22 protein-coding genes are annotated in these 12,219 nt (G+C 35.5%); all 22 read right to left on the reverse strand.

What is annotated here, in order from left to right:
* Positions 1 to 241: 241 nt before the first annotated feature.
* The 22 genes from eno to rpmC all read right to left on the reverse strand — a co-directional run bounded on the left by eno (position 242) and on the right by rpmC (position 12,216).
* A complete protein-coding gene (gene eno, locus L1275_RS02520) occupies positions 242 to 1,531 on the reverse strand; it encodes a phosphopyruvate hydratase (protein ID WP_253469358.1) in 1,290 nt (429 codons plus the stop codon).
* 204 nt (positions 1,532 to 1,735) lie between these two features.
* Positions 1,736 to 2,854: a glutamine-hydrolyzing carbamoyl-phosphate synthase small subunit gene (carA, locus tag L1275_RS02525; RefSeq protein WP_253469360.1), complete on the reverse strand. Its 1,119-nt coding sequence runs from the start codon at positions 2,852 to 2,854 to the stop codon at positions 1,736 to 1,738.
* Between the two features lie 129 nt (positions 2,855 to 2,983).
* Entirely contained in the window at positions 2,984 to 3,469 is a 486-nt protein-coding gene (gene rplQ, locus L1275_RS02530) for a 50S ribosomal protein L17 (RefSeq protein WP_253469362.1), read from the reverse strand.
* Between the two features lie 31 nt (positions 3,470 to 3,500).
* Positions 3,501 to 4,493: a DNA-directed RNA polymerase subunit alpha gene (locus L1275_RS02535; RefSeq protein WP_253469364.1), complete on the reverse strand. Its 993-nt coding sequence runs from the start codon at positions 4,491 to 4,493 to the stop codon at positions 3,501 to 3,503.
* Between the two features lie 25 nt (positions 4,494 to 4,518).
* Positions 4,519 to 5,124 (reverse strand): 30S ribosomal protein S4, encoded by a 606-nt coding sequence (gene rpsD, locus L1275_RS02540; protein ID WP_219288050.1) that lies wholly within the window; start codon positions 5,122 to 5,124, stop codon positions 4,519 to 4,521.
* Between the two features lie 86 nt (positions 5,125 to 5,210).
* The gene (rpsK, locus tag L1275_RS02545; RefSeq protein WP_253469366.1) at positions 5,211 to 5,594 is read right to left on the reverse strand and encodes a 30S ribosomal protein S11; all 384 of its coding nucleotides are present in this window, start codon (positions 5,592 to 5,594) and stop codon (positions 5,211 to 5,213) included.
* An 8-nt stretch (positions 5,595 to 5,602) separates the two neighbouring features.
* Positions 5,603 to 5,977: a 30S ribosomal protein S13 gene (rpsM, locus tag L1275_RS02550; RefSeq protein WP_253469368.1), complete on the reverse strand. Its 375-nt coding sequence runs from the start codon at positions 5,975 to 5,977 to the stop codon at positions 5,603 to 5,605.
* A gap of 2 nt (positions 5,978 to 5,979) precedes the next feature.
* Positions 5,980 to 6,096 (reverse strand): 50S ribosomal protein L36, encoded by a 117-nt coding sequence (gene rpmJ, locus L1275_RS02555; RefSeq protein WP_219288054.1) that lies wholly within the window; start codon positions 6,094 to 6,096, stop codon positions 5,980 to 5,982.
* Positions 6,097 to 6,108: 12 nt separating this feature from the next.
* Positions 6,109 to 6,324 carry a translation initiation factor IF-1 gene (gene infA, locus L1275_RS02560; RefSeq protein ID WP_090677799.1) on the reverse strand — a complete coding sequence of 72 codons (216 nt, stop codon included), beginning with the start codon at positions 6,322 to 6,324 and terminating at the stop codon, positions 6,109 to 6,111.
* 7 nt (positions 6,325 to 6,331) lie between these two features.
* Positions 6,332 to 7,678, reverse strand: coding sequence for a preprotein translocase subunit SecY (secY, locus tag L1275_RS02565; RefSeq protein ID WP_253469370.1), 1,347 nt, complete (start codon positions 7,676 to 7,678; stop codon positions 6,332 to 6,334).
* Between the two features lie 16 nt (positions 7,679 to 7,694).
* Positions 7,695 to 8,147: a 50S ribosomal protein L15 gene (gene rplO, locus L1275_RS02570; RefSeq protein WP_219288058.1), complete on the reverse strand. Its 453-nt coding sequence runs from the start codon at positions 8,145 to 8,147 to the stop codon at positions 7,695 to 7,697.
* Positions 8,148 to 8,158: 11 nt separating this feature from the next.
* Positions 8,159 to 8,341, reverse strand: a complete 183-nt coding sequence (gene rpmD, locus L1275_RS02575; RefSeq protein ID WP_219288060.1) for a 50S ribosomal protein L30 — start codon at positions 8,339 to 8,341, stop codon at positions 8,159 to 8,161.
* Between the two features lie 11 nt (positions 8,342 to 8,352).
* Positions 8,353 to 8,877, reverse strand: a complete 525-nt coding sequence (gene rpsE / locus L1275_RS02580) for a 30S ribosomal protein S5 (protein ID WP_219288062.1) — start codon at positions 8,875 to 8,877, stop codon at positions 8,353 to 8,355.
* Between the two features lie 6 nt (positions 8,878 to 8,883).
* A complete protein-coding gene (gene rplR / locus L1275_RS02585) occupies positions 8,884 to 9,234 on the reverse strand; it encodes a 50S ribosomal protein L18 (protein ID WP_253469372.1) in 351 nt (116 codons plus the stop codon).
* 11 nt (positions 9,235 to 9,245) lie between these two features.
* The gene (rplF, locus tag L1275_RS02590; RefSeq protein WP_219288066.1) at positions 9,246 to 9,788 is read right to left on the reverse strand and encodes a 50S ribosomal protein L6; all 543 of its coding nucleotides are present in this window, start codon (positions 9,786 to 9,788) and stop codon (positions 9,246 to 9,248) included.
* Positions 9,789 to 9,804: 16 nt separating this feature from the next.
* Positions 9,805 to 10,203, reverse strand: coding sequence for a 30S ribosomal protein S8 (rpsH, locus tag L1275_RS02595; protein ID WP_219288068.1), 399 nt, complete (start codon positions 10,201 to 10,203; stop codon positions 9,805 to 9,807).
* Between the two features lie 21 nt (positions 10,204 to 10,224).
* Positions 10,225 to 10,494, reverse strand: coding sequence for a 30S ribosomal protein S14 (gene rpsN / locus L1275_RS02600; RefSeq protein WP_219288070.1), 270 nt, complete (start codon positions 10,492 to 10,494; stop codon positions 10,225 to 10,227).
* A gap of 3 nt (positions 10,495 to 10,497) precedes the next feature.
* Entirely contained in the window at positions 10,498 to 11,049 is a 552-nt protein-coding gene (rplE, locus tag L1275_RS02605) for a 50S ribosomal protein L5 (RefSeq protein WP_219288072.1), read from the reverse strand.
* Between the two features lie 2 nt (positions 11,050 to 11,051).
* Complete coding sequence (rplX, locus tag L1275_RS02610) at positions 11,052 to 11,366, reverse strand: 50S ribosomal protein L24 (RefSeq protein ID WP_253469374.1); 315 nt, start codon at positions 11,364 to 11,366, stop codon at positions 11,052 to 11,054.
* 12 nt (positions 11,367 to 11,378) lie between these two features.
* Positions 11,379 to 11,747: a 50S ribosomal protein L14 gene (rplN, locus tag L1275_RS02615; RefSeq protein ID WP_219288076.1), complete on the reverse strand. Its 369-nt coding sequence runs from the start codon at positions 11,745 to 11,747 to the stop codon at positions 11,379 to 11,381.
* Between the two features lie 2 nt (positions 11,748 to 11,749).
* Positions 11,750 to 12,007: a 30S ribosomal protein S17 gene (gene rpsQ, locus L1275_RS02620; RefSeq protein WP_219288078.1), complete on the reverse strand. Its 258-nt coding sequence runs from the start codon at positions 12,005 to 12,007 to the stop codon at positions 11,750 to 11,752.
* 17 nt (positions 12,008 to 12,024) lie between these two features.
* The gene (gene rpmC, locus L1275_RS02625; protein ID WP_219288080.1) at positions 12,025 to 12,216 is read right to left on the reverse strand and encodes a 50S ribosomal protein L29; all 192 of its coding nucleotides are present in this window, start codon (positions 12,214 to 12,216) and stop codon (positions 12,025 to 12,027) included.
* Positions 12,217 to 12,219: the final 3 nt, after the last annotated feature.

Here is a 12,219-nt window from a genome sequence, read left to right on the forward strand (position 1 = left end):
TTTATTACAAGTTAATTAATTATTATCTTTTTAATTTCTCAACAATTTTAAGCACTTTCTAATTTTATCACGCCAAGTAACATATAAGCAATAATAAAACTTTTTTTTTAACATATGTGTTTTTTAGGTGCATAAATTTTGAGTTTTTGCCAATTATTACCACCCAAGTTTGAAACTTAATGAATCTAAAAAACCCGATAATCATTTTATCGGGCCTCTTAGTTACTCTTTGAATTATATATTATCTTATTTTAAATGCTTTTTCCTGCGGATAATAGGCTACTTCAGCCAGTTCTTCCTCAATTCTCAATAATTGGTTGTATTTAGACATACGATCAGAACGCGAAGCCGATCCCGTTTTAATTTGACCACAGTTTAAAGCTACCGCTAAATCAGCAATCGTATTATCTTCAGTTTCTCCAGAACGATGTGACATTACCGAAGTATATCCAGCATTATGCGCCATGTTTACAGCTGCTATAGTTTCCGTTAACGTTCCAATTTGGTTTACCTTAACCAAAATAGAATTCGCGATGTTTTCATCAATTCCCCTTTTTAATCTACGAACGTTAGTAACAAATAAATCATCTCCGACCAATTGTACTTTATGTCCTATTTTATCCGTCAGATATTTCCATCCTGCCCAATCATCTTCCTGCATACCGTCTTCGATAGATATGATTGGATACTGTTCAGTCAAAAGCGCTAAATAATCAGCTTGTTCTTCCGATGTACGAATTTTCCCTTGAGCCCCTTCGAACTTGGTATAATCATATTTACCATTTACATAAAACTCCGATGCCGCACAATCCAAGGCAATCTTGATATCACCACCGAAAGTATAACCTGCCGCTTCCGTAGCTTGTTTAATACAATCCAAAGCATCTTCTGTGCCTTCTAAAGTCGGTGCAAATCCACCTTCATCTCCAACAGCTGTGCTCAGGTTTCGATCTTTTAAAACCATTTTTAAATGATGAAAAATCTCTGTTCCCATCTGCATAGCCTGAGAAAAATTGGCTGCTTTAACCGGTATAATCATAAACTCCTGAAAAGCGATAGGCGCATCCGAATGAGAACCACCGTTGATGATATTCATCATCGGAACAGGAAGTGTATTTGCAGAAACACCACCCACATAACGATACAAAGGCAATCCCAATTCATTAGCTGCCGCTTTAGCAACCGCTAATGAAACACCTAAAATAGCATTTGCTCCTAAATTAGCTTTGTTTGGAGTACCATCTAAATCAATTAACAATTGATCAATAGCATTTTGTTCAAAAACATTCATCCCAACAAGGTTTGCTGCGATATACTCGTTAACATTCCCTACGGCATTCAATACTCCTTTACCCATAAAGGCTTTCCCACCATCGCGCAATTCAACGGCTTCATGTTCTCCAGTAGACGCTCCTGAAGGAACCGCTGCTCTACCTAAAACACCATTTTCTGTGACTACATCTACTTCTACTGTTGGATTTCCTCGGGAATCTAAAATTTGACGTGCATGAATTTTTACTATTGTACTCATGATTAATTTTGTGTGTGTGTTGTATAGTTAGACTTAAAAAGCATATTTCTACAAATTTACGAAATATTTACAATTTTAAAATCATATTCACATCAAAAAAAGACTATTTGCAGTGATTGGTAAACAGTAGACCGCGAACTGTTTCAATAAAAAAGGCCCCCTAAAAAAGGGAGCCCTATTTATTTATAAAAAACGCTATACAATTTAAGATTTAGCGTCTTTTTTATTTTTCATATTAGTGACAAATTGATCAAATAAATAATGCGAATCATGAGGACCTGGACTGGCTTCTGGATGATACTGTACCGAGAAAACATCTTTATCTTTTACTCGTATCCCAGCAACAGTCTGGTCATTCAAATGTAAATGTGTAATCTCTAGCGTTGCATGATTTTCAACCTCTTCTTTATTTACTGCAAAACCATGGTTTTGAGAAGTAATCTCCCCTCTATTGGTCAATACATTCATAACTGGATGATTGATCCCACGGTGACCATTAAACATTTTATAGGTAGAAACTCCCTGTGACAATGCAATCAATTGATGACCCAAACAAATACCAAAAACAGGAATACCCGAATCAATAGTTTGTGCTACCACTTTTTTAACTTCATGCAAAGGCTCTGGATCACCAGGTCCATTAGACAGAAAGTATCCATCTGGATTAAAAAGTGCCAGATCTTCAAATGGAGTATTGTATGGATATACTTTGATATAACAATCTCTTTCAGCCAGACATCTAAGAATATTGGTTTTGATCCCTAAATCCAAAGCAGACACTTTATAGGTAGCGTCAGGATTTCCGAAGAAATAAGGTTCTTTAGTAGACACTTTCGAAGCTAACTCCAGTCCATTCATAGATGGCACTGTTTTAAGAAGTTCTTTCAATTCCTCCACAGTTTTACCATCCGTTGAAATAACTGCATTCATTGCCCCATTATCACGAATATAACTAGCCAATGCACGTGTATCAACATCGGAGATCGCTACTAATTTATTTTCGGTAAGATACTCCAGTAAGGTAGCATTAGAGTTTGGTCTGGAATTGGTAAAACTAAAGTTTTTACAAACCAAACCTGAAATTTTGATACCATCAGAATCAACTTCATTTGGATTGACACCGTAATTCCCGATATGAGCATTGGTCGATAACATGATTTGTCCGAAGTAAGAAGGATCGGTAAAGATTTCTTGATACCCAGTCATTCCCGTATTAAAGCAGATTTCACCAAAAGTAGTTCCCTCAATACCGATTGATTTACCATAAAAAACTGTTCCATCATTTAAGAGTAGAACAGCGCTATTTCTTTTATTATATTCCATTGTGATGTGTTGTATAGTTGGCAAATGTAAAATAAATAAATTAAAAAATAGGTCTAAAAAAAAGGACAAACTCGAAAGTGTGTCCTTTTAAAAGAATATTATATAACTACAATTTTATAATTGTAAGTATTATTCATTAGTTTCAGTAGAAGTTTCTGTAGCTTCTGCTTCTGGAGTTGTAACGTCAGCTACTTTTTTAGCTCTACCTCTACGAGTAGTTGCTTTTTTAGCTTCTCTTTTTCCTCCGTTATAGATTTCATTGAAATCTACTAGTTCGATCATAGCCATATCAGCGTTATCTCCAAGACGGTTACCCAACTTGATAATACGAGTATATCCACCTGGACGATCTCCAACTTTTTGAGCAACTTCTCTGAAAAGTTCAGTTACTGCATCTTTATCTCTTAGGTAAGAAAAAACTACACGACGATTATGAGTATCATCAGTTTTTGATTTAGTTACCAAAGGCTCGATAAATTGTTTAAGCGCTTTTGCTTTAGCTACGGTAGTATTAATGCGTTTGTGCTCTATCAATGAACAAGCCATATTCGCCAACATAGATTTTCTATGTGCGGTTTTTCTGCTTAAGTGATTTATTTTTTTTCCGTGTCTCATTGCTTTCTAGAATTTAGACTAAAAGTCTAGTTTATTCTTTATCTAATTTATATTTGGAAAGATCCATACCGAAGTTCAATCCTTTAACAGCTACGAGCTCTTCCAATTCTGTAAGAGATTTCTTACCAAAGTTTCTGAACTTCATTAAGTCGTTTTTGTTATAAGAAACCAAATCTCCTAATGTATCCACTTCAGCCGCTTTTAAACAATTTAATGCTCTAACTGAAAGATCTAAATCTACCAATTTTGTTTTAAGAAGCTGTCTCATATGTAATGATTCCTCATCATATGATTCAGTTTGAGCAATTTCATCGGCCTCTAAAGTGATTCTTTCATCAGAGAACAGCATAAAGTGATGAATCAGTGTTTTTGCTGCTTCTGTTAATGCGTCTTTAGGATGAATGGAACCATCAGTGATGATATCAAAAACCAATTTTTCATAATCGGTTTTTTGTTCAACACGATAGTTTTCAATCGTATACTTAACATTCTTAATTGGAGTATAAATAGAATCAGTAAAGATCGTACCTATTGGTGCATTTGGTTTTCTGTTTTCTTCTGCAGGAACATAACCTCTTCCTTTTTCAATAGTCAATTCCATGTTAATGGTAATTTTACTATCTACATTACAGATAATTAAATCCGGGTTAAGAACTTGGAAACCTGAGATGTATTTTTGGAAATCACCTGCGGTTAATTGTTCTTTACCTGAAAAGTTAATGGTAACGGCTTCGTTATCGATATCCTCAATTTGACGTTTGAAACGTACTTGTTTAAGGTTAAGAATAATTTCAGTAACGTCTTCAACTACACCTGGAATGCTAGAAAACTCATGATCAACACCTTCAATACGAACTGATGTAATTGCATATCCTTCAAGGGATGAAAGAAGAACTCTTCTTAGTGCATTACCAACTGTCAATCCGTATCCCGGTTCCAAAGGTCTGAATTCAAACTTACCTTTAAAATCGGTCGAATCAATCATGATAACTTTATCGGGCTTCTGAAAATTAAATATTGCCATATTTGTTTCGACTGAATGTCAATTATTATTTGTTGTACAACTCTACGATTAACTGTTCTTTGATGTTTTCAGGAATCTGAAGTCTTTGAGGAACAGATACAAATGTTCCTTCTTTTGTTTCATTATTCCAAGTAATCCATTCATAAACAGCGCTAGAATTAGATAACGAACGTTCTATAGCATCTAGAGATTTTGATTTTTCACGAACTGCAACTTTATCACCTGGTTTTAATTGGTAAGAAGGAATGTTTACCAATTCACCGTTTACAGTGATATGTCTGTGTGAAACGATTTGACGTGAAGCTCTTCTAGAAGGAGCGATACCCATTCTGAAGACTACGTTGTCTAATCTTGATTCACATAATTGAATTAATACCTCACCAGTTACTCCACGAGCAGCAGAAGCCTTTTGGAAAAGCCCTCTGAATTGTTTCTCTAGAATACCGTAAGTGTATTTAGCTTTTTGTTTCTCCATCAACTGGATAGCATATTCAGATTTCTTACCTCTTTTTTTTGCTAAACCATGTTGCCCAGGAGGGTAATTTCTTTTTTCAAAAGATTTGTCATCTCCGAATATTGCTTCGCCAAATTTACGAGCAATCTTTGTTTTTGGACCAGTATATCTTGCCATTTCAAAAAATTAAAAAAAGGTAGGGATTATGAATTCAGGTCTCATCCTCCGATAATCTATTCCTACCTTTGGGTTATACTATAAAATTAAACTCTTCTTCTCTTAGGAGGACGACATCCATTATGAGGAATTGGAGTAATATCGATTATCTCGGTTACTTCGATTCCATTATTATGAAGTGATCTGATAGCAGATTCTCTACCATTTCCAGGACCTTTAACGTAAACTTTTACCTTTTTTAATCCAGCCTCTAAAGCAACTTTACCACAATCTTCAGCAGCCATTTGGGCAGCGTACGGAGTATTCTTTTTAGAACCTCTGAAACCCATTTTACCTGCAGACGACCATGAAATAACTTCACCTTTCTTGTTAGTTAACGAGATGATGATGTTATTAAAAGTTGCATTAATATGAGCTTCACCTGTTGATTCAACAAGCACTTTACGTTTTTTTGTATTCGCTTTAGCCATATTATTTATTATTTAGTTGCTTTTTTCTTGTTGGCAACAGTTTTTCTTTTACCTTTTCTTGTTCTAGAGTTGTTCTTAGTTCTTTGACCTCTTAAAGGAAGTCCAGTTCTATGACGAATTCCTCTGTAGCATCCGATATCCATTAAACGTTTGATGTTTAATGAAACTTCTGAACGAAGTTCACCTTCAATTTTGAAGTAAGATACTGCTTCACGGATTGCTCCGATCTCATCATCATTCCAATCTTGAACTTTTTTATCTTCGCTAACTTGAGCTTTCTCTAAGATTTCTTTAGCTCTGCTGCTTCCAATTCCGAAGATGTAGGTCAAAGCTATAATTCCTCTTTTGTGTTTAGGTATGTCTACCCCTGCGATTCTTGCCATAACTATCCTTGTCTTTGTTTAAATCTAGGATTCTTTTTATTAATCACGTAAAGTACTCCTTTTCTACGCACTATAATGCACTCGGCACTTCTTTTTTTGACTGATGTTCTTACTTTCATTTTTAATAGCCTTTAATATCTATAAGTAATTCTTGCTTTAGTCAAGTCGTAAGGACTCATTTCTAATTTTACCCTGTCACCAGGAAGTAATTTGATATAATGCATACGCATTTTACCGGAGATATGAGCAATTACAATATGTCCATTTTCTAACTCCACGCGGAACATTGCATTTGACAATGCTTCAATGATTGCTCCGTCTTGTTCTATTGCTGATTGTTTTGCCATAAAAAAATTAAGCGGTTGCTTTTCTATTTTTACCACTTGTCATCAACCCGTCATACTGCTTATTTAAAAGGTATGCATTAACTTGTTGAATCGTATCAATAGCAACACTTACTAAAATTAATAGCGATGTTCCGCCATAGAACATTGCCCATCCTTGTTGAACTCCTAATAAACTCACGACGATTGAAGGGAACACAGCAATCAATGCAAGAAATAGAGAACCCGGAAAAGTAATCAATGACATAATTTTGTCTAAGAAGTCTGCAGTCTCTCCACCTGGGCGAATACCCGGTATAAAACCACCACTTCTCTTCAAATCATCAGCCATTTTATTAGTAGGTACTGTAATTGCGGTGTAAAAGTAAGTAAAAATAATGATTAATAGTGCAAAAAGTAAATTATACTGCCATCCGAATACATTATGAAATGTAGAACTGATGGATTGTGCAGTATCTGATGTTGATAAACCGGCTACTGCAGCTGGAATAAACATGATTGCTTGTGCAAAAATAATCGGCATAACACCAGAAGCGTTAAGTTTAAGTGGAATCCACTGACGGTTTCCTCCTAACATCGTTTGATCGTAATCGCCTGATGTGCTTCTTCTAGCATATTGAACTGGAATTCTTCTAACTGCGAGAGTTAGTAAAATACAAGCAATAATAATTAATAACCAAATAATTACTTCAATAACTAACACCATTGGACCCCCGTTGTTATCGGTGATTCTCGATTGGAATTCTTGAATGAAAGACATTGGTAGTCTTGCAATAATTCCGACCATAATCAACAAAGAGATTCCATTTCCGATACCTTTATCTGTAATTTTCTCTCCTAACCACATTGCAAAGACAGTCCCGGTAACCAATATAATTACAGAAGAAAACAAGAATGAGAAAGAATTGAAACCTAGTAAAAAGGCATCTGGTGGTAATTGTAAATACAAGTTATAGATATAACTAGGCCCTTGCAACAAGGTAATACCGATGGTTAACCATCGGGTGATCTGGTTCATCTTTTTTCTACCACTTTCCCCATCACTTTGCAATTTCTGCAAATAAGGTACTGCGATTCCCATCAACTGAACGACGATGGAAGCAGAAATATAAGGCATAATACCTAATGCAAATACAGATGCTTGCGAGAATGCACCACCTGTAAAAACATTGATCAACCAACCGATTCCTTGGTCAGTCTGCGCCGACAAAGCTTGTAATTTCGTTGCATCAATACCCGGAAGTGTTATTTGTGTACCGAAACGATACACAACTAACAATCCTAGAGTTACTAAAATTTTATTTTTTAGCTCTTCAATTTTCCAAATACTGGCTAATGTTTCTATAAACTTCTTCATCCTGTTTATTAAGATTTTATAAAGTTACAACTTCACCGCCAGCAGCTTCGATAGCTTCTTTAGCTGATGCTGAAAATTTATGGGCAGATACTTTCAATTTAACTTTAAGTTCTCCACCACCTAAAATCTTTACTAAACCATTTTTAGAAGTCAATCCTAGATCCACTAAAAGTGAGAAGTCTACTGTATCTGTAACGCTTCCATTATCAACTAAGATTTGCAATCTATCTAAATTGATAGCTTGGTACTCTACTCTATTGATGTTTTTGAAACCGTATTTAGGTACACGTCTTTGAAGTGGCATTTGCCCTCCTTCAAAACCGATTTTCTTAGAATAACCAGAACGCGATTTAGCTCCCTTGTGTCCTCTTGTAGAAGTTCCTCCTTTTCCTGAACCTTCCCCACGACCAACTCGTTTGTTTTGATTGTGGGTTGAACCGTTCGCTGGTTGTAAATTACTTAAATTCATACTTTACAAAATTATTTAATTTCCTCTACAGAAACTAAGTGTTGAACTTTATTTACCATTCCTAAGATCGCACCTGTAGCTTCATGTTCCACTACTTGGTTTAACTTACGAAGTCCTAAAGCCTCCAATGTTCTCTTCTGTGACAAAGGACAATTGATTTGGCTTCTTACTTGTTTTACTTTAATTTTTGACATATCTCTCAAAATTAACCTTTAAATACTTTGTCCAATGAAATCCCTCTTTGTTTTGCAACCGTAGAAGCACTTCTTAGACGTAATAAAGCGTCAAAAGTTGCTTTTACCACATTGTGTGGATTAGAAGAACCTTGTGATTTCGACAAAACGTCTCCAATTCCTACTGACTCAACAACGGCTCTAACAGATCCACCTGCAATAACTCCTGTACCTTTAGATGCTGGAATTAAAAATACACGTGCTCCACTAAATTTCCCTTTTTGTTCGTGAGGAATAGTTTGACCGTTTAGAGGAATTCTCACCAAGTTTTTCTTAGCATCTTCTACCGCTTTCGCGATTGCTTCAGAAACGTCTTTAGATTTACCTAAACCATGACCCACTACACCGTTTTCGTCACCTACAACAACTACAGCTGAAAAACCGAAAGCTCTTCCTCCTTTAGTTACTTTAGTAACACGGTTTACACTAACCAAACGATCTTTTAAATCAAGACCACTTGGTTTTACAAATTCTACGTTTTTATAATTTTGATACATAACTAATTAGAATTTTAAGCCAGCTTCTCTAGCGCCTTCAGCCAATGATTTCACACGTCCGTGGTATAAATAACCATTTCTATCAAAAGAAATAACATCTACACCTGCTTTAGAAGCCTTCTCTGCGATAAGTTTACCTACAGATGCAGCAGTTTCAATATTGGTGCCTCTTGTTATCCCGGCTTCTCTTGAAGAAGCTGAAGCTAGAGTCACTCCGTTTACGTCATCTATTACTTGCGCATAGATTTCTTTATTACTTCTGAATACAGAAAGTCTTGGTTTAGCAGCAGTACCGCTTACAATCTTTCTGATTCTGAATTTAATTCTTTGTCTTCTTTCAGATTTTGTTAATGACATAGTCTTAATTTTTAAGCTGATTTACCTGCTTTTCTTCTTAGTTCTTCTCCGACAAATTTCACACCTTTTCCTTTGTAAGGTTCTGGTTTACGGAAAGAACGAATCTTTGCAGCAACTTGTCCTACAAGTTGTTTGTCAGAAGAAGTTAATTTAATAATAGGGTTTTTACCTTTTTCTGAAATGGTTTCAACAGTTACTTCTGCAGCAACTTCCAAAAGGATGTTGTGAGAAAAACCTAATGCTAAATCCAGTTTCTGACCTTGATTAGATGCACGGTAACCTACCCCTACTAATTCAAGTGATTTTGTAAAACCTTCTGATACACCAACAATCATGTTGTTGATTAAACTTCTATATAAACCGTGTTTAGATCTTAGATCTTTAGCGTCTGAATCACGCGTAACGATTACTTGTCCGTCTTCTACTTTAACTGAAATATCTACTATTTTCTGAGAAAGTTCGCCTAATTTTCCTTTTACAACAACCACGTCTTCGTTAACCGTTACAGTTACACCAGCTGGGATTGTTATTGGATTTTTACCTATTCTTGACATTTCTAAGTCTTTTATATTAGTATACGTAACAAACTACTTCACCACCTACATTCAATTGCTTGGCTTGTTTTCCAGTCATCAAACCTTTTGATGTAGAAACAATTGCAATTCCCAAACCATTTAAGATTCTAGGAAGATCTGCTGATGAGGCATATTTACGCAAACCTGGTTTACTAATTCTTTGGATATCTCTGATAACAGACTCTTTCGTGTCTTTATCGTATTTTAAAGCTATTTTGATGGTTCCTTGTACAGAACTGTCATCGAATTTATAGCTTAAGATATATCCTTGATCGAATAATATTTTTGTGATTTCTCTTTTGAATTTAGAAGCAGGTATTTCAACCACTTTATGATTTGCACGTACTGCGTTTCTAATTCTTGTAAGAAAATCTGCTATTGGATCTGTGTACATTTTATTTACCTTTAATCTTAATTACCAACTTGCCTTTTTTACTCCAGGTATCAATCCATTATTTGCCATTTCACGAAAAGTGACACGGGAAAGTCCGAATTGACGCATATACCCTCTAGGTCTTCCTGTTAATTTACATCTGTTGTGTAAACGAACTGGAGAAGCATTTTTAGGCAATTTTTGTAACCCTTCATAGTCACCAGCGTCTAAAAGAGCTTGTCTTTTAGTTGCATATTTATCTACTAATGCTTGTCTTTTAACCTCACGGGCCTTCATTGATTCTTTAGCCATAACTTAATTCTTTTTAAAAGGTAGTCCTAATTCAGCTAGTAATGATTTGGCTTCTTTATCTGTTTCAGCAGAAGTTACAAAAGTGATATCAAAACCAGCGATTTTGTTTACTTTATCGATGTTGATTTCTGGGAAAATGATTTGCTCAGTAACCCCCAAGTTGTAGTTTCCTCTTCCGTCAAATCCATCAGATTTGATTCCAGCGAAATCTCTAACACGTGGTAATGCAGAAGTAACCAAACGGTCTAAAAACTCATACATTCTTTCTCCTCGCAAAGTTACTTTTGCTCCAATTGGCATACCCTTTCTCAATTTAAACGCCGCAACGTCTTTCTTAGAGATTGTAGCTACTGCTTTTTGGCCCGTAATCTTTGTTAATTCTTCTACTGCATAATCAACTAATTTCTTATCTGATACAGCAGCACCAACGCCACGGCTTACAACAATCTTTTCAAGTTTTGGAACTTGCATAACATTTTTGTATCCGAATTCTTCTGTAAGCGCAGAGATTACTCTGTTCTTATATTCGTCTTTAAGTCTTGGTAAATAAGCCATAACTATAATACTTGATTTGATTTTTTAGAAACTCTTACTTTCTTGTCTCCTTCAACTTTATAAGTAACTTTCGTTACTTCTTTAGTTTTTGTATCAACTAAAGCGATGTTTGAGATATGAATAGCAGCTTCTCTTTTCACAATTCCACCTTGAGGGTTAGAAGCACTAGGCTTCACGTGTTTTGAAATAATATTCACCCCTTCAACAATAGCTTTGTTTTTTTCACGTAATACACGTAGAACAGTACCTTCAGAACCTTTATGGTCTCCAGCAATTACTCTAACGGTATCTCCTGTTTTTATCTTTAGCTTTATCATCTTTCGAACGAATTATAACACCTCAGGTGCTAATGATACAATTTTCATGAATTGTCTTTCACGAAGTTCTCTTGCTACAGGACCAAAAACACGAGTACCCTTCATCTCACCAGACGCGTTTAACAACACACAAGCGTTGTCATCAAATCTGATATAAGATCCATCGGCTCTTCTCACTTCTTTTTTGGTGCGTACAACCACTGCAGTAGAAACTGACCCTTTTTTAACGCTAGCGTTAGGGGTAGCTTCTTTAATTGAAACTACAATTTTATCACCTACAGAGGCATAACGACGTTTCGTTCCTCCAAGTACACGGATAGTCAAAACTTCTTTTGCTCCCGTGTTATCTGCTACTTTAAGTCTTGATTCTTGTTGTACCATAATTATTTCGCTCTTTCAATGATTTCAACTAATCTCCAACATTTTGATTTACTTAAAGGTCTAGTTTCCATGATCTTTACTGTATCTCCAATGTTACAATCGTTTGTTTCGTCGTGCGCAACGTATTTCTTTGTTTTTAACACGAACTTACCATATAACGGGTGTTTTACTCTCTTTGTCTCCGCAACTACAATAGATTTCTCCATTTTGTTACTCGTAACAACACCTATTCTCTCTTTTCTTAAATTTCTTTTTTCCATCTTTCAGCAGAATACAATTATTGTAACTCTCTTTTGCTTAGCTCAGTTGATACTCTAGCAATAGATCTTCTTAAAGATCTGATTTGTAAAGGATTCTCTATAGGAGAAATCGCATGAGCTGATTTTAGGTCGGTATATGTTTTCTTTAACTGACTAAGTCCATCTTGTAACTCAGCTGCAGATAGATTCACTATTTCTGATTGTTTCATAAT

It is taken from the genome of Flavobacterium sp. HSC-61S13, from assembly GCF_024171535.1.
Classification (GTDB): Bacteria; Bacteroidota; Bacteroidia; order Flavobacteriales; family Flavobacteriaceae; genus Flavobacterium.